This is a genomic window from Mesorhizobium sp. M0306 (assembly GCF_040321655.1).
Taxonomy (GTDB): Bacteria; Pseudomonadota; Alphaproteobacteria; order Rhizobiales; family Rhizobiaceae; genus Mesorhizobium.
Genome location: NZ_JAMYRY010000004.1, coordinates 213469 through 230593 on the forward strand (window position 1 = coordinate 213469; position 17125 = coordinate 230593).

The window sequence follows — 17125 nt, forward strand, 5'->3', positions numbered from 1 at the left end:
GACGTCGCCGGCAAGCCGGTCGGGTCATTCCCCGATCTGGCTGGTAGACCGTTCGTGGAGCGTGGCGCCGGTCTGCGCGTCGACCGCGACCATGCTGACCTCGTAGCCCCAGAGCTTGCGGATGTGGCGCAGCGTGGCGTCGCGGCTGCCGCCTTCCAGCACGATGCCGTCCTTGACCTTGTGCTGCAGGCGCAGATGCCGGTCGCCGAGCAGGTCCACGTCCACCACCTGGATGTCCGGCCGGCTGGCGCCGATGTCGTAGCTGTGGGCGAGTGCGGCGCGGACGCTCTCGTAGCCGCGCTCATTGTGTATCGAGGCGACTTCGTAATGGGGGTCGTTGGCGGCATCGGCAAGCACAAAGAACCGCCATTTCCGTATCAGGGTAGGGCTCAGATATTGGCGGATGAAGGACTCGTCGCGATGGTTGGCCCAGGCGTCCAGCAAGGTCTGGCGCCAGTCGCCATTGCCGGCGATATCGGGGAACCAGTCGCGGTCCTCGGCCGTCGGCGCGGTCGAGATGCGCTGGATGTCCTGCATCATGTCGAGACCCAGCGCGTAAGGGTTGATACCGGAAAAGCGCGGATCGTCGAACCCTGGCTGGAAGATCACGTTCGAATGGTTGCGCAGGATTTCCAGCATGGCACCTTCGCCGATCAGGCCGCGATCGAACAAAAGGTTCATCAGCGTGTAATGCACGAAGGTGGCGCAGCCCTCGTTCATCACCTGCGTTTGCCGTTGGGGATAGAAATACTGCGCGATGACGCGGACGATCCGGATGACCTCACGCTGCCACGGTTCCAGGATCAGGCTGTTCTTCTCCAGGAAATAAAGCAGGTTCTCCTCGGGCAGCTTGAGCGATTTCTTGCGCTCCGCCATGGTATCCGTCTCGCGGACCTTGGTGCCGTCCTTGGAAGGCGGCAGCGTGCGCCACAGATCGTTGTAGGAACGTTCCTCGTATTCCAGGCGCTCGCGAACCCCCTCGCGCTGCTTTTCCGACGACAGCTTCGGCGGCCGGTGATATCTGAACACGCCCTGTTCCATCAGCGCATGTGCGGCATCGAGGATCTCTTCCACCGCATCGACGCCGTGCCGCTCTTCGCAGCGGGCAATATAGCCCTTGGCGAAGTTGAGATAGCTGAGGATGGCGCCGGCGTCCGTCCACTGCCGGAAAAGATAATTGTTCTTGAAGAAATGGTTATGCCCGAGTGCCGCGTGCGCCGTCACCAGGGCCTGGAGGGCCATGGTGTTTTCCTCCATCAGATAGACGATGCAGGGATTGGAATTGATGACGAGTTCATAGGCGAGCCCTCGCCCGCCTTTGCGATAGAGCAATTCCTGGTAGAGGTAGTGCTTGCCGAAGGACCAGTGCCGGTACATTAGCGGCATGCCGACCGAGGAATAGGCGTCGAGCATCTGTTCGGACGAGATGATCTCCATTTGTACCGGATAGATGTCGAGGTGGAGCTCTTCGGTGGCGATCGCCTCGATGGTCTTGTAGGCGCGCGACAGCGTCCTGAAATCCCAGTCGGAACCGGAAAACAGCAGCCCGGATCTGCTCTCCATCAGCCCCCTCTTTCACCGCTCTTTTGATAACCCGGCTGTCTGGCGAAGAGTTGGCGGAAAACCGGGTAGATGTCGGCCGCCGTGGCGATGCGGCTCATCTGGAAATTCGACCATCTCAGCTTGACCGCACTGTAGGCACGCCATAGCGACGTGCCGTTGTCGGTAGCGCCGAAGATATGGCTCTCGCGCTCGTCGAGGATCTCGACATAGGCGAAATACTGGCAGAGCCGCATGATCTGTTCATCGAGAAGTGCGATACAGCGCTCGGAATCGGTGACGAAATTGTCGCCGTCCGAGGCCTGGGCGACATAGATGTTCCATTCGCGGCTGGGATAGCGTTGCTCGACGATGCGGTGCATCTCCTCGAGCGCCGTGGAAACCACCGTACCGCCGCTCTGGGTGTTGTAAAAGAAGGTTTCCTCGTCGACCTCCTGCGCCTCGTGCGTGTGGCGGATGAAGACCACCTCGGTCCGATCGTAGCGCCGCTTCAGGAACAGGTGCAGCAGCACGAAGAAGCGCTTGGCCAGATCCTTCTCGCGTTCGCCCATCGAACCCGACACGTCCATCAGGCAGAACATCACCGCGTTGGCGTTCGGCACCGGCTGGGCGTCGAAGCGGTTGAAGCGGATATCGACCGGGTCGACATAGGCGATCCGCTTGCGGCGACGCTCCAGCCGATCGAACTCTTCCTGCAGCGCCACGATGCGCTGGCGCATCTCGGCGTTTTGCGGCTTCGCCTCCAGCGACGCGATCTCCTGCGCGATCGCGTCGAGTTCCTCCTGCTTGGGGCGCCTGAGCGCTATGCGGCGGCCATGGCTGTTGCGCATCGTGCGCCCGACATTGATGTTGGTCGGCGAACCGGTCGCGGCAAAGCCGGCCCGGCGCGGCTTGAAAGCGAGGATCTCCTTGAGGTTGAGCTTGACCATGTCAGGCAGTTCGAGGTCCTCGAAAAAGAGGTCGAGCACCTCTTCGCGCGACAGCACGAAACGGAAATCGTCCTCCGATTCGGTTCTCCCCGGGGCGGATCCCCTGCCGCCGCCCTGGCCGGGCTTGGGCAGCCGGTCGCCTGGGGCGAAATGCTTGTTGCCGGGCAGGACGTGCTGGCGGCTGCCGCTGTTCCTGGCATCGTTGAAGCTCGGCTCGCCGGTGCCTCGCGCCGGCATCGAAACGGCATGCTCGGCGTCCACGTCGGCGATCTTGCCGGTGCGGATCTGATCGCGGATGGTGCGCTTCAACTCTTCGCGAGCCCGCCGCAGGAAACGCTGCCGATTGCCGAGGCTTTTGTCCTTCGGGTTCAGTCGGCGATCGATGAAGATCGGCATATGTTACCCCGGACTGGCTTCAACCCGCCTTGTTCACCCGCATGTACCAGTCCACCAGCCGGCGGACCTGGCGCTCGGTGTAGCCGCGCTGGATCATCCGCTGCACGAATTCGGTATGCCGCTTCTCAGTCACGCTGTCCTGCTTGGAGCCGAAGCTGATCACCGGCAGCAGGTCCTCGACCTGCCCGAACATCCGCTTCTCGATGACTTCGCGGAGCTTTTCGTAGCTTGTCCATGACGGGTTGCGGCCATGGTTTCTGGCCCGCGCGCGCAGCGTGAACTTCACCACTTCGTTACGGAAGTCCTTTGGATTGGCGATGCCGGCCGGCTTTTCGACCTGCGACAGTTCGTTATCCAAAACCTCGCGATTGAGGATCTGGCCGGTATCGGTATCCTTGTAGTCCTGATCCTCGATCCAGGCATCGGCATATGCGATGTAGCGGTCGAACAGGTTCTGGCCGTATTCGCTGTAGGATTCCAGATAGGCCTTCTGGATCTCGTGGCCGATGAACTCGGCATAACGGGTGGCCAGCTCCGACTTTATGAAATCGAGATAGTCCGCCTCGGTTTCCTTCGGGAACTGCTCGCGCTTGATCGCCTCTTCCAGGATGTACATCAGATGCACTGGATCGGCGGCCACCTCTTCGGTGTCGTAATTAAAAGTCTGCGACAGGATCTTGAAGGCGAAGCGGGTGCTGACGCCGGTCATGCCTTCATCGACACCGGCCGCGTTTCGGTACTCCTGGACCGACTTCGCCTTGGGATCGGTTTCTTTGAGGTTCTCGCCGTCATAGACGCGCATCTTGGTGTAGAGCGGCGAATTATCGTGTTCGGCCAGGCGGGTCGAGACGGTGAACCGGCTGAGGATATCGAGCACTTCCGGAGCGCAGGGGCTGTTAGCCAGTTCGCTTTCGCGCAACAGCTTCTCGTAGATCTGCCGCTCTTCGGTGACGCGCAGGCAATACGGCACCTTGACCACCAGAATGCGGTCGAGGAACGCCTCGTTGTTCTTGTTGTTCTTGAACTGCAGCCATTCCGATTCGTTGGAATGGGCAACGATGATGCCCTGATAGGGGAAAGCGCCGAAATTCTCGGTGCCGTTGTAGCTGCCTTCCTGGGTGGCGGTCAGCAGCGGATGCAGCACCTTGATCGGCGCCTTGAACATCTCGACGAATTCGAGCAACCCTTGCGTCGTCCGGTTCAGCCCGCCGCTATAGGAGTAGGCGTCCGGATCGGACTGGCTGAAGTTTTCCAGCTGCCTGATGTCGACCTTGCCGACCAGGGCCGACACGTCCTGGTTGTTCTCGTCGCCCGGCTCGGTCTTGGCGATGCCGATCTGGCGCAGCCTGGACGGGATCAGCTTGACGACGCTGAATTTGGAGATGTCGCCGGACAATTCGTCGAGGCGCTTGGCCGCCCAGGGCGAGATCAGGCCGTTCAGCCGCCGCCGGGCGATGCCATATTTGTCCTCCAAAAGGTCGCCCATGCGGTCGGGATCGAACAGCCCGAGCGGCGATTCGAAGACCGGGCTGACCTGGCCGCCGACCTTCAGCGTATAGATCGGACGCTGCTCCATCAGCCTTTTCAGCTGCTCCGCAAGCGAGGACTTGCCGCCGCCGACCGGGCCGAGGAGATAGAGGATCTGCTTGCGTTCCTCGAGCCCTTGCGAGGCATAGCGGAAATAACCGGCGATACGCTCGATCGTATCCTCCATGCCGTAAAAGTCGGCGAAGGTCGGATAGATCTTGATCGTCCGGTTCGAAAAAATACGGCCGAGCCGCTCGTCCTTGCTGGTATCGACAAAGGTCGGCTCGCCGATCGCCTCGACCATCCGCTCGGGTGCCGAGGCGTACATCGACTTGTCCTCGCGGCAGGCAAGCAGATATTGCTGGAGGCTTATCTCCTCCTGCGCCGCATTCTTGTAGACCTCGGAAAACAGATCGAAGACGTCGGATTGATTCTCACGCATGGTATTCCTCGCCCCGGAGCCGGTGTGGCTGCACGTTTGTCTCTTGAACAACCAAATGTTGGAAAGCCCTTGTGGTTCCCTTCACTTCGCAGAGAGTGCATGTGACCGAATGATAAGAGTTAGATAAGCGCGTCCTGAGTGCAGACAAGGCGTGGACCGTCCTGCTCGAGGCACAAAATCCTGAATCGCACCACGTCCTGCGGGCGACATCCAACAAGACGGAGGAACGGTTCGGGTCCTTTCCGGTTGTGAGGGAAAGGAGACGGTCGATGTCTGGGAATAGTTTGTGGTTGCTCGTTGTTGCAGGCGGTCCACTGCTTCTGGCAATTCTGATCGCCTACGCCCTGCTCACGCAGCGCCGTCGCGGCCCGGCGGAGCGCAGGGAAAGCGAGCGTGCGACCGAGCGCCTGTATCAGGAAAAGAAGGACTGACCGACGGGATCGCAGCTCAGCTGCCAGCAACCGCCAGCCCGGTCGCTTTTTCGGCGCGCAGCAGCATGCCAAACAGGTCGCGCGGCTCATCAGGATCGGCCAGAAGGTCTAGTTCCTCGAAAAGGCCGGTCCGCTGCAGCTGATCGCGGACGTAGCGCAGCGCGGAAAAATCCTCGATCGCAAAGCCGACGGAGTCAAACAATGTGATCTGTCGGGCATCCGTCCGGCCTGCTGCCTTTCCTGTCATCACCTGCCACAATTCGGTGATCGGATGATCCGCATCGAGCTGCTGGCTCTCGCCTTCGATGCGCGTCTGCGGCGGATATTCGACGAAAATGTCCGAGCGCAGCAGTATGTCGCGATGCAGCTCGGTCTTGCCCGGGCAGTCGCCGCCCACCGCGTTGATGTGCACGCCGGATCCAACCATGTTGTCGGTCAGGATTGTTGCCGACCGTTTGTCGGCGGTAACCGTGGTGATGATCTCTGCACCTTCAACGGCTTCCTGCGCCGACGCGCAGAGCTTGATGTCGAAACCCATGCCGGCAAGGTTCTTCATGCATTTCGCCGAGGCCGCCGGGTCGATATCGTAGAGCCGCAGCCTGTCGACGCCAAGCAGCGCCTTGAACGCAATCGCCTGGAATTCCGATTGCGCGCCATTGCCGATGATCGCCATGCACCTGGCGGCCTCGGGAGCGAGGTATTTCGCCGCGACGGCCGAGCTTGCGGCGGTTCTGAGCGCGGTCAGGATGGTCATTTCCGAAAGCAGCATCGGATAGCCGTTGCCGACATCGGCAAGCACGCCGAAAGCGGTTACGGTCTGGCGACCGTCACGCGTATTCTTCGGATGCCCGTTGACGTATTTGAACCCGTAGAGCTGCCCGTCGCTGGTCGGCATCAACTCGATGACGCCGTCAACGCTGTGCGAGGCGACGCGCGGCGTCTTGTCGAACAGCTCCCAGCGCCTGAAATCCTCTTCGATATAGGCGGCAAGCTCGACCAGGAAACGCTCGATGCCGATGGCAAGCACCAGCTTCATCATGCGATCGACGCTGACGAACGGGACGATGTTCAAATTGACGGTCATGGCTCAGAACCCCCTCGTCGGGCGATCCATGATCCGCCGGCCCATCAGGCTTGCGGTCAGGTCGACCAAAAGCGTGGCAGTGCGGCCGCGTTCGTCGAGAAAAGGGTTGAGCTCGACCAGGTCGAGACTGGTGACGAGGCCGCTGTCATGCAGCATTTCCATCGCCAGATGCGCCTCGCGGAACGTGGCGCCGCCGGGAACGGTGGTGCCGACCGCCGGGGCGATCGACGGGTCGAGAAAATCGACGTCGAGGCTGACGTGCAGCATGCCGTTGGCGGCGCTCACCCGTTCAAGAAAGGCGCGAAGCAGTTGCGCAATGCCGTGCTCGTCGATCGAACGCATGTCATGGACCGTCACGCCGGCTCTGCGCAACGTTTCCCGTTCCGCCAGGTCCACGCTGCGGATCCCCAGCGCGCATATGTGAGCCGGATCCACCTGCGCTGCAAGGCGGGGGAAATAGCCCTCGAAGCCGGGCTGCCCGCTGGCATAGGCCAGCGGCACACCATGCAAATTGCCGCTGGTCGTCGTGTCGAGTGTATGAAAATCGGGGTGCGCATCGAGCCACAGCACGAAGAGCGGCCGACCGGCATTCGCCGCCCGGCGGGCAATGCCGGCGAGCGTGCCGGCCGAAATGCTGTGGTCGCCGCCGAGGAAGATCGGCATCGCGTCGGCGCTCGCGGCATAGGCCGTTTCGCTGATTGCTGCCGTCCAGGCGGCAATTTCCGGCAGCGCCTTCACCGCCGCGTTGCCATGTACGACAGGGCGCATGTCGGCAGGGACGATGGTTCCGAGGTCGGTCAGCGTATGGCCGAGTTCGGTCAATGCGCTGGCCAGGCCGGCCGTGCGCAGCGCGCTCGGCCCCATCTCGCAGCCCATGCGGCCCGAACCAGCCTGGATCGGCGCCCCAACGATCGTGCAATGCATGCTCATATCCCACCGAATTGCGATGCCTTTATTGAAGCCGGCATCGCTGGCAGAATGAACATGTCAAATTGGCAAATTTGTCGAAGTGCCTTACCATTGTGGAATCATCTACTTCCGTTGTGAGCAATCATGGACCAGCTCGACGAGCAGATCATCACCTCTTTGCGGCACGACGCCCGGCGCAGCATTTCCGATCTTGCCATCAGCCTGGGTGTCTCCCGGGCAACGGTAAGGTCCCGGATCGAGCGACTTGAAAGGGACGGCGTCATCGTCGGCTACACCGTCATTCTGCGCGCCGACGCGGTCGATCAGCGCGTGCGTGGCATCATGATGATCGAGATCGAAGGCCACGCCGCCGATCGCGTCATCCGGGCGCTGGGCGGCTTCTCCGAGGTCTCGACCATCCACACCACCAATGGCCGCTGGGATCTGGTGATAGAACTCGGAACCCAGACCCTGAGCGAGTTCGACGCGGTGCTGAGACGTATCCGCCTGATCCCCGGAATTACCGGCAGTGAAACAAGCCTGCTCCTGGCAACGCCGCGCACCACCAAGGCGCGGCTGTGATCTTCGCCCTTGACCTGTAGCGGTAACGAAATCCGAAGCCACGGAACCTTCAATTGCCGCCGCGGTTACGATCGGCCGGCTTCCCCGATCGGCCCTCGGATCGCCTGGGTGACGACGGTATAACGCGTGATTTGACCCTCCTCGGGGTCCTCCCCCTGGAAATGGATCTCTGCGTTCAGCGGCAGCGGCGCAGTGCTGCCGAACTGCTTGACGGCGGAGACATGCATGATCTGCATGTCGGGGTCGCGCTTCATGGCGTCCATTGCTGCCAGCTCGGCGCTGCTGCTTCCACCGATCCGCCAGCTGGCTTCCAGCACACCCGATCGCCAGATGCCCAAGGAATCGACACCTTGGCCGATGTCGTAGTTGCGTCGCGAGGCGAAGAATCCGGGATAACGATCCATCGCTGCGTCATAGGTTCTCGCCTGCGCCACGGCCAAACCCAGCGCCGGAGATAGCCGCAGCTCATCCAGCGCCTCCCATCCGCCGCGCACGATAACCAGATCGGATCCGCCGTAAACGGGCTGTCCGTCGTTGTCGGTCGTCGTCCGCTGGGTGCCGTAATAGCTGATCGACAATTCGTCGATCGTGGTTCTGCCAACGCTCAGCGTAACGATGTCGCGAAGCTGCGTTTCGAGAACAAGGCCGTATTCGCTTAGGTCAGAGGATGGATATTGGTCCAGCAGCCTTTCGACATCGCCGACCGTCGCGGCGGTGTGCTGGTCGCGGCCCCGCGAAGCGCGCGGTGGCTTGAACCGGACCAGCCCGAGCTCCAGCAGACGTTGCGCTGCGCGCAGCGCGTCATGGCGTGAAAATGCAGTGTAGCCGGGCAGTACGGCCGCGGCGACGGCGCTGCCGAAGCCGGCGGGCCATTCTTTTGGCCGTGCCGCCGACCCGTCCACCAACTCGTGGGTTATGGCCTTGGTGGTTGCGAGGCGCCAGGGCACCACGCCGCCGAAGAGGTCGTCGGGCCCGTTGATGCCCAATTGGACCGCATCGGCAGCAAGCAGGCTGTCGTCCGGCACGAAATACAGCCCGCCGCTGTCACCGCCGCCATCACGAAGGCCCTGGCGGAAGGAAAATCCCTTCAACGCTGCAATCGTGCGCGCGACGGCAGCGACGGTTTCCCATTCGTGCGCGTAGATGGTCTCGCCGCCCGGCGCGGAGAATACGACCACAACACCTTTCGCCCCGCTTGGTTGCTTACCGCTTAGCCCGGTCATGTCGCGCCCTTCGTCCATTGCCGAGCCCATTGCCGTTATTCCGCGGCGATGCGTCCGAACCGAAAAACCCGCGTCCTCGGCGAATGTTCCGGGCAACGGCGCGCTATCCGGTTGGCCGAGTTGCGGCGCGGCTCATGGTTTTTATGCGGGAGCCTCAGACAGGGAGATGGATGTGCTCAAGGAGGCCGCGCCGCGCGCCCTGGGGGAGACCGAGGTCGCAGGCACATTCGAACGGGCTTGAGACCGAGCTCGCTGTCGCATGAACTGCGGCCAACGGCCGGTATAATCCCTAGCGGTTCACGTTCATGTTCGCGTTCATCGGCATCAAATTGTGGTCGAGATTGGCCATGATCCAGATCGAGCCGCCGATCACCAGCACAACGATCAGCACGCCGAAGGCAAGTGCCAGGGCGTTGTTGGTGTTGTCCGGCCCCGTCGTGATGTGCAGGAAGAAGACGAGATGCACGCCCATCTGGGCGATCGCCAGCACGACCAGCGCCACCGGAATGCCGGGTGCCCATATCAGGTTCGTTCCGAGCAACCAGAACGAGGCGATGGTCAGCAGCGTCGCCAGCCCGAGGCCGATCACATAGCCGCGTAACCCGGATCCGACCTCGATGTCGCCGAGGTATTCGTCACCCGGCGCCGTATCGTAGCGCTCCAGGCCATCGGTGTCGCGCCGTTGCGCGTGGCGATCGTCCGCATTGCTCATCGACTTGCTCCCAGGAGATAGACCACCGTGAACAGGGCGACCCAGATGATGTCGAGGGCGTGCCAGAACAGGCTGAAGCACATGAAACGCCGAAGAATATCGTCGCGGAATCCCTTGGCGAAGATCTGCGCCATCATCGTAAGCAGCCACAGCAGCCCCGCCGTGACGTGAAGGCCGTGGCATCCCACCAGCGTGAAGAACGCCGACAGGAAAGCGCTGCGCGTCGGTCCGGCACCGCTGGCAACCATATGCGCGAACTCGCGCAACTCGAGCAGGATGAAGGTGGCGCCGAGCACGAAGGTGACAGCCATCGCGACATAGAACCAGGAGCTTCGCCGCGCTGTCACGGCGAGGCTGGCGAGACCGCAGGTAAAGCTCGACAACAGCAAAGCGGCCGTCTCGATCGCGACGTTGCGCAGGTCGAACAGCTCGGCTCCGCTTGGTCCGCCCGCCGTCTTGCCCGCCAGCACGGCATAGGCCGCGAAGAAGGCCGAGAACATCACGATGTCGCTCAGAAGGAAGATCCAGAAGCCGTAGCCCACGACGATCCGGATCGGTGCCGGGCCGCTGTCGCCGTGGCCGGGTGCATGGCCGTGGCTGCGATGGCTAAGGCGGTAGGGGTCACGCTCTCGAACGTCGATCGCGGTCATGGCCTTGGCCCAGTATGAGTGGCCAGCGCCTCGCGGCGGGCACTTCGGTTGGCGCGGTCGATCCGGGCGACTTCGGCGGCAGGAATGACGTATTCGGGGATGTCGCGCCACGCGAATATGACGAAGGTGGCGAAAGCGCCGAGCGCGCCGAGCGCCACCATCCACCAGATGTGCCAGATGACGGCGAAGCCCATCACGGTCGCAAAGAAGGCGCAGATGAACCCGGTGGGACTGTTGCGCGGCATCTCGATCGGCTCGTATTCAGGCTCGTCGCGCAGCCGGTTTTGCTCGCGTGCCCGCTGCTTGATGTTCCAGTAGGGCTCTTCGCCCTCGACATGCGGAAGCGCGGCGAAGTTGAAGACCGGCGGCGGCGAGGGCGTGGCCCATTCCAGCGAGCGCCCGTCCCAGGGATCCCCGGTGGCATCTCGAAGCGCCGCACGCTGCCGGATGCTGACGACGAGTTGTATGATCTGCGCGACCACGCCGGCGGTGGTGATTAATATGCCGGCGCCGGCAACCAGCACCCAGGGATACCAAGCCGGCACGTCGAAATGCTGCATGCGGCGGGTCATGCCAAGCAGGCCGACAGCGTAGAGCGGCACGAAGGTGGCGTAGAACCCGATCAGCGTCAGCCAGAAGGCCAGCTTGCCCCAGCCCTCGTGCAGCCGGAAGCCGAATGCCTTGGGAAACCAGTAGGTATATCCCGCGAAGGCGCCGAACAGCACACCGCCGATGATGACGTTATGGAAATGCGCCACCAGGAACAGGCTGTTGTGGAGCAGGAAATCGGCCGGTGGCACGGCCAGCAACACGCCCGTCATGCCGCCGATGACGAACGTCACCATGAAGCCCAGCGACCACAGCATTGGCGTCGCGAAGCGGATGCGGCCGCCATACATGGTGAACATCCAGTTGTAGATCTTCACGCCGGTACCGACAGCGATAATGCTGGTGGCGATGCCGAACGCGGCATTGACGTCGGCGCCGGCTCCCATGGTGAAGAAGTGGTGCAGCCACACCATGAAGGAGACGATGCAGATGAAGAGCGTCGCGGCCACCATCGAGCGGTAGCCGAACAGCGGCTTGCTGGAGAACGTGGAGATAACCTCCGAGAAGATGCCGAACGCCGGCAGGACGAGGATGTAGACCTCGGGATGGCCCCAGGCCCAGATCAGGTTCACGAACATCAGCATGTTGCCGCCGGCTTCATTGGTGAAGAAATGAAAGCCGAAATAGCGGTCGAGCGTCAGCATCGCGAGCGTCGCGGTGAGGACCGGGAACGCGGCGACGATGAGCAAGCTGGCGGCGAGTGAGGTCCAGCAGAACATCGACATCCTGAGGTAACTCATGCCGGGCGCCCGCATCTTCAGGATCGTGGTGACGAAATTGATGCCGGTGAGCAGCGTTCCGACGCCCGCTATCTGCACTGCCCACAGATAATAATCGACGCCGACGCCCGGCGAGTAGGCGGTCTCGCTGAGCGGCGGATAGGGCAGCCATCCGGTGCGCGCGAATTCGCCGATCACCAGCGAGATGTTGACCAGCAGCGCACCGGTGGCGGTGAGCCAGAAACTCACCGAGTTGAGCGTTGGAAAGGCAACGTCGCGAACGCCGAGCTGCAGCGGCACGACCAGGTTCATCAGGCCGATGACGAACGGCATCGCCCCGAAAAAGATCATGATGGTGCCGTGGGCGGAAAAGACCTGGTTGAAGTGGTCGGGCGGCAGATAGCCGGGCGCCTGGAAGGCGAGGGCCTGCTGGGACCGCATCATGATGGCGTCGCTGAAGCCGCGCAGCAGCATCAGCAGCGCCAGCAGCGTGTACATCACGCCAATCCGCTTGTGATCGACGCTGGTGATCCATTCGCGCCACAGATAGGGGAAATGGCCGGCCAGGAAGACCCAGGCCAGCACGCCGAGGATTGCCAGGGCGACGACCGCCGAGGCGATCATCGGCAGAGGCTGATCGAACGGAATGACGTCCCAGCTCAATTTTCCGAGCATTGTCAGCCTCCTGTCTTGGGCAATACGCTCGGCTCGGGGCGACCGGCCTGGGGGCCGGGCGCGGGCGGAACGCCCTGCGTCGCGATTTCATGGAAAAGGTCCGGCTCGACCGAGCGATAGGTCGAAGGCGGCACGTCCAGGCTCTGTCTGGCCAGTTCCTGGTAGCTGGCCTTGTCGAGTGCCTGTCCCTGGTTTCGCGCCGAATTGACGAATGCATCGAAGGCGTCCGCCGCCACGGCATGCAGCACGAATTGCATGCCTGGAAAACCGTCGCCGCTGAAATGGGCCGACCGCCCATAGAATTCGCCCGGCTGATCCGCCTGCAGGTGAAGCTGCGTTGTCATGCCGTTCATCGTGTAGATCATGCCGCCGAGCTGAGGCACGAAGAACGCATTCATGACGCTTGCCGAGGTGAGCGAGAAATGCACCGGCCTGCCCGCCGGCACCACAAGCTGGTTGATGCTCGCGATATTCTGCTCGGGGTAGATGAACAGCCATTTCCAGTCGAGCGAGACGACCTGCACCTCAAGCGGCTTTTGCTGGGAATCCAGCGGCTTCATTGGATCGAGGTCATGCGACCCGATCCAGATGATGCCGCTCAGAAACAGGATGACGAGGATGGGGATCGACCAGACCACCAGTTCGATGCGTCCGGAATAGGCCCATTCCGGCAGATACCGCGCCCTTGTGTTGGTCTCCCGGAACCACCAGGCAAAACCGAGCGTCGCCACGATCGTCGGGACGACGATGGCCAGCATGATGGCGACCGAATTGAGCAGGATCGTGCGCTGCGCCGCGCCGACTGGCCCTTGCGGGTCGAGCACGCCGCCCTGGCAGCCGGCAAGCAGCCCAGCAAGTAGCCCAGCAAGTAGCATCGTCGCGCCGACGCGGCCAAAACGGATGACGGCACAATTTCGAACGATCGCCCTCAGCAACATGAAATCTCGCCGTTTCCTGAAAACCGATTGGAACGTCGCAGGCAGCGTGGCTGCCAACCCCGAATGTGCGCGCCGGTATGCTCCTGGCGACAGTTTCTTCATGCACGCGGCTCCGGCTGGCAGAACCACATGCGGCGGACGTCATCGTTAAGCGGTCGACCTGTCGAGAACCCCTCCAAATCCTAAAAACCAGCGGCAAATCTTAAGAAACCAGAAACAGTACCCAGATCGAAGTTATCGCCAGAAACGTGGCGAATGCCAAGGCGGTGAACCGGTTCATGGCCGCGCCCACAGTTGGTCCATTTAGTCCGCTCCCTGCGACTCGTCGCTGAATCCAGTGACGCTGCCCAATGACGCTGCTCTGAATGGTTGCGCCAACCGAACGTATGTTCGTCGCGAAGGTTCCAAAAAGCCAGATCCAACGCAGCCTTTGGTTGCAGTCCGGCGGCCACGCGATGCGCATCAGGGCCGCATGGGCGGCTCTCCTGCCTAGCGGAAGCCGAGGTCGGCTTTGCGTATGTAAAAATTACTTGTCTAGGTAAAAATAGTTGCTACTAATCGGCTGGGCCGACGCATGGCCGGTTCAGGAGGAATTACGGCATGACAAGACTGCGCGGCCTCGCGTGGGATCACCGACGCTGCTGGGGTCCGCTCGACGCCAGCATCGGGCCGTATTGTGCCGCCAATCCCGGCCTTGAGATCGAATGGGACCGCCGCAGCCTTTACGAGTTCGGCGAGGGCGCGCTTGGTCCGGTGCTCGACGCCTATGATCTCGTCGTGTTCGACCATCCGTTCATCGGCGATATTGCCGAAGGCGGGCTGATGGTGCCGTTCGATTTGTCGGCTGAGCAGCGCCGCGGCTTCGAACAGGATTCAGTTGGCGCATCCTGGCAATCCTACGCAAGGGACGGGCGCCAATGGGCGTTGCCGATCGATGCTGCCTGTCAGGTTGCCTCGTATCGCCCCGATCTCGTGGAGCGCTACGGACCGCTGCCGCGCAGCCATGACGAGGTGCTGGAGCTCGGCCGGAGCGCCTTGAAGGACGGCAAATGGCTTGGGCTGCCATTGGTGCCGACTGACGCCATGTGCCTGCTTTTGACGCTCGGTGAGCCCCGCGACGGCGGCGACGAGTTCATCGCCAGGCAAAAAATCGAGCAGGCCGTCGGGCAGTTGCGCCAGCTTGCGGCGCTGTCGCATCCGAACTCGCCGAAATGGAACCCGATCCGCTGCTACGATCATATGATCGCACATGACGACGTGGTCTACGTGCCGTTCGCCTTCGGCTATGTGAACTATGCCTCCAAGGCAGACAGGCCGTATCTGCGCTTCGCCGACGTGCCGACGCCGCGATCCGCCGGCGCCTTGCTCGGTGGCGCCGGCATCGGCGTCAGCGCCCAATCGAAACACAAGCAGGCAGCCATCGATTACGCGCTGTTTCTGTGCTCGCCCGGCTATCAGCGTGGCGACTATGTGAAATCCGGCGGACAGCCGGGATCGCTGACGGCATGGCAAGATGGCGAGGTCAACGCTCTCTCAGGCGGCTTCTTCGCGTCGACGCTGGCGACGATCGAAGCCTCCTATCTGCGCCCGACCCATCCGGGCTTCATCAGCTTCTTCCGCCAATGCGCCCCTCATGCCGCGGCGGCCATCGCCGGCGAATTGCCGGCGGCCGAGCTCGCAGATCGGCTGAACCGGCTCTATCGCGAGACCAGGCATGGCCAGCCGCAACGGAGCGTCGCGTAATGGCCACCGATATTGCCCAGATCGTCGACGAAGGCGAAAGCGGCCGCAACGGCTACCGCGTGCCTGCGGTGGAGAAGGCGCTCGACATCCTGGAATTCATGGCTGCCAGCGGCGAGCCGCTGACCCAGACCGAGATCGCCACGGGAATGGGGCGCTCCATTCACGAGATCTACCGCATCCTGCTGCTGCTGGAGAAGCGCGGCTACATTTTCCGGACGCAATCGGACCGCTTTCGCCTGTCGCTGAAGCTGTTCGAACTGGCGCATATGCATCCGCCGGTAAACCGCCTGGTCGAATGTGCGCTGCCGGTGATGCGCGGCCTTGCCGCCAATGCCGACCAGAGCTGCCATCTGGTCGTGCGCGAAGGTGAGAGCGCACTGGTCGTGCTGCAGATCGATTCGCCTTTGCCGATGCGTTATTCGGTTGCCCTTGGCTCGCATTTCCCGATCCTCGAAACGAGTTCCGGCGCGGTGCTGCTGGCGCATTCGAGCCGCGCCGAGCGCGACCGCATCGTCGAGCGGATCGTCGCTGCGGGCGAGGGCCAAGGCAGCCGGGCGGAAATCGAAGCGCGCCTGAACGAAGTCGCAAGGCTCGGCTATGAAATGCGCGCCTCGCTGGCTGTCGAGGGCTGCACCAACATCTCGATGCCGGTGCGCGACCATACCGGTACGGCCATTGCCGCGCTCACCGTCCCGTTCCTGCCGCAAAAGGCCGCGCGCTTCGATCGCAAGACCGTCTTCGAACGAACCAAGGCGGCGGCCGAGACGATATCGGCGGCGCTGGGCGCGGGCGAAGCTGCCGCCTCTTCACGTGCCGACCCGGAACGGCGGGACTATCCGTTCAGCAACTGACAAGAAATACAGGGAGAAGAAACATGAACTGGTCCAAATCGAAGCTGTTTGCCTCGGCGGCCGCGCTGGCTCTGAGCGCCGCCGCGGCACACGCCGAAAACATGCCTAAGCGCATCGGCTACGTCACCAATTATGCCACGCACGAGTGGTATCAGAACGTCATCAAGGGCATGCAGGCCCGCGCCAAGGAACTCGGCATCGAGCTCGAGGTGCAGGACGCCAATCTCGACATCGCCAAGGAGGTTTCCGCCGCCGAAGACTTCATGGCCAAGGGCGTCGACGTGCTGATTGTCACGCCCGTCAACGAGGAGGGCGTGGTGCCGCTGCTGCGCCAGGCGAAATCCAACAACGTTCCGGTCGTGCTCGAAGGCAATCCGGTCAAGGGCATGACCACAATGGTCGCGATCTGCGACTACGACACCGGCTACACCGCCGGCGTTGAAGCCGGCAAATACGCCAAGGAGAAGCTCGAAGGCAAAGCCAAGGTGATGAATGTCGGCCTGCCGCTGCTGTCCGCCACGGTGCTGCGGTCGCAGGGTTTCATGGACGGCCTGAAGACCATCATCCCCGACGCGGTCATGGTCCACGACCTCGACGGCGGCGGCAATCCCGATCGCGCGCTCGAGGTCTCTTCGGCGGCACTTGCCAAGAACGCCGACATCAACATCATCTACGGCATCAACGATTCCTCGTCGCTCGGCGGCCTTCAGGCCTGGAAAGCAGCCGGCAAATCGCAGGACGGCCTGTTGACGGTCGGCACCGGCGGCGAAGGCCTCGCCTTCATCAATGCGATGCAGAACGAGCCGTCCTACCGCATCGAAGCCGCGATGTTCCCGGAAAAGGAAGGCTACACCGCCATCGATGCAGCGGTTAAGCTCTTCAACGGCGAAGAGGTGCCGGAACACATCGTCAGCCCGACCGCGCCGATGAACGGCGACGACTGGAAGAAGTTCTACGAGTACGACGGCACCACACGAACGATCAAATGGGATGCCGTCAATGCGCTCCAGCCGCCGGAAAAGTGCATGAAAACCTCGGCTGACCTGAAGAAGTAAGGATACCGGGTAGCCCTTCCCGCACGGCGGGAAGGGCATCGGACCGGATGCAGACGGCAAAACAGGTCAACCGCCCTGTTTTGGCCGGCA

15 protein-coding genes are annotated in these 17125 nt (G+C 62.3%); 5 read left to right on the forward strand and 10 right to left on the reverse strand.

All coding sequences use genetic code 11. From position 1 onward, the window contains the following. Positions 1-24: 24 nt before the first annotated feature. From NKI95_RS09645 to NKI95_RS09655, 3 genes are read right to left on the reverse strand one after another with little or no spacing between them, the layout of a single operon-like run. Entirely contained in the window at positions 25-1563 is a 1539-nt protein-coding gene (locus tag NKI95_RS09645) for a SpoVR family protein (protein WP_352716252.1), read from the reverse strand. Beyond that, positions 1563-2885 carry a YeaH/YhbH family protein gene (locus NKI95_RS09650; protein WP_352716254.1) on the reverse strand — a complete coding sequence of 441 codons (1323 nt, stop codon included), beginning with the start codon at positions 2883-2885 and terminating at the stop codon, positions 1563-1565. The genes NKI95_RS09645 and NKI95_RS09650 overlap by 1 nt, the downstream gene beginning before the upstream one ends. Before the next feature lie 19 nt (positions 2886-2904). Next, entirely contained in the window at positions 2905-4854 is a 1950-nt protein-coding gene (locus NKI95_RS09655; RefSeq protein WP_292655462.1) for a PrkA family serine protein kinase, read from the reverse strand. A gap of 269 nt (positions 4855-5123) precedes the next feature. Between NKI95_RS09655 and NKI95_RS09660 the strand changes: the two genes are divergently transcribed. Beyond that, positions 5124-5285 carry a hypothetical protein gene (locus tag NKI95_RS09660; RefSeq protein WP_292655465.1) on the forward strand — a complete coding sequence of 54 codons (162 nt, stop codon included), beginning with the start codon at positions 5124-5126 and terminating at the stop codon, positions 5283-5285. Between the two features lie 16 nt (positions 5286-5301). Here the strand turns inward: NKI95_RS09660 and ocd are convergent, their stop codons facing one another. Both ocd and rocF read right to left on the reverse strand, forming a co-directional pair. After that, complete coding sequence (gene ocd / locus NKI95_RS09665) at positions 5302-6369, reverse strand: ornithine cyclodeaminase (protein ID WP_352716256.1); 1068 nt, start codon at positions 6367-6369, stop codon at positions 5302-5304. A gap of 3 nt (positions 6370-6372) precedes the next feature. Beyond that, on the reverse strand, positions 6373-7293 hold the full coding sequence (rocF, locus tag NKI95_RS09670) for an arginase (RefSeq protein WP_352716257.1): 921 nt from the start codon (positions 7291-7293) through the stop codon (positions 6373-6375). 129 nt (positions 7294-7422) lie between these two features. Here rocF and NKI95_RS09675 point away from each other — a divergent pair, with 129 nt between their 5' ends. Continuing rightward, entirely contained in the window at positions 7423-7860 is a 438-nt protein-coding gene (locus tag NKI95_RS09675) for an Lrp/AsnC family transcriptional regulator (protein WP_292655471.1), read from the forward strand. Positions 7861-7925: 65 nt separating this feature from the next. On the opposite strand, the gene NKI95_RS09680 is transcribed toward NKI95_RS09675, so the two are convergent. The 5 genes from NKI95_RS09680 to cyoA all read right to left on the reverse strand — a co-directional run bounded on the left by NKI95_RS09680 (position 7926) and on the right by cyoA (position 13323). Next, a complete protein-coding gene (locus NKI95_RS09680) occupies positions 7926-9113 on the reverse strand; it encodes a DUF3182 family protein (protein WP_352716259.1) in 1188 nt (395 codons plus the stop codon). Positions 9114-9372: 259 nt separating this feature from the next. Further along, positions 9373-9795, reverse strand: a complete 423-nt coding sequence (gene cyoD / locus NKI95_RS09685) for a cytochrome o ubiquinol oxidase subunit IV (RefSeq protein ID WP_352716261.1) — start codon at positions 9793-9795, stop codon at positions 9373-9375. Next, positions 9792-10445 (reverse strand): cytochrome o ubiquinol oxidase subunit III, encoded by a 654-nt coding sequence (cyoC, locus tag NKI95_RS09690; RefSeq protein WP_352716262.1) that lies wholly within the window; start codon positions 10443-10445, stop codon positions 9792-9794. Before cyoC ends, cyoD begins: the two co-directional genes overlap by 4 nt. Beyond that, a complete protein-coding gene (gene cyoB / locus NKI95_RS09695) occupies positions 10442-12448 on the reverse strand; it encodes a cytochrome o ubiquinol oxidase subunit I (protein WP_352716264.1) in 2007 nt (668 codons plus the stop codon). The genes cyoC and cyoB overlap by 4 nt, the downstream gene beginning before the upstream one ends. 2 nt (positions 12449-12450) lie before the next feature. After that, positions 12451-13323 carry a ubiquinol oxidase subunit II gene (gene cyoA, locus NKI95_RS09700; RefSeq protein ID WP_352716403.1) on the reverse strand — a complete coding sequence of 291 codons (873 nt, stop codon included), beginning with the start codon at positions 13321-13323 and terminating at the stop codon, positions 12451-12453. A 663-nt stretch (positions 13324-13986) separates the two neighbouring features. Here cyoA and NKI95_RS09705 point away from each other — a divergent pair. The 3 genes from NKI95_RS09705 to NKI95_RS09715 are packed head-to-tail and all read left to right on the forward strand — an operon-like array spanning position 13987 to position 17035. Next, complete coding sequence (locus NKI95_RS09705) at positions 13987-15129, forward strand: extracellular solute-binding protein (protein WP_352716266.1); 1143 nt, start codon at positions 13987-13989, stop codon at positions 15127-15129. Continuing rightward, positions 15129-15980, forward strand: coding sequence for an IclR family transcriptional regulator (locus NKI95_RS09710; protein WP_352716268.1), 852 nt, complete (start codon positions 15129-15131; stop codon positions 15978-15980). The genes NKI95_RS09705 and NKI95_RS09710 overlap by 1 nt, the downstream gene beginning before the upstream one ends. A gap of 23 nt (positions 15981-16003) precedes the next feature. Beyond that, positions 16004-17035, forward strand: a complete 1032-nt coding sequence (locus NKI95_RS09715; protein ID WP_352716270.1) for a sugar ABC transporter substrate-binding protein — start codon at positions 16004-16006, stop codon at positions 17033-17035. Positions 17036-17125 lie beyond the last annotated feature (90 nt).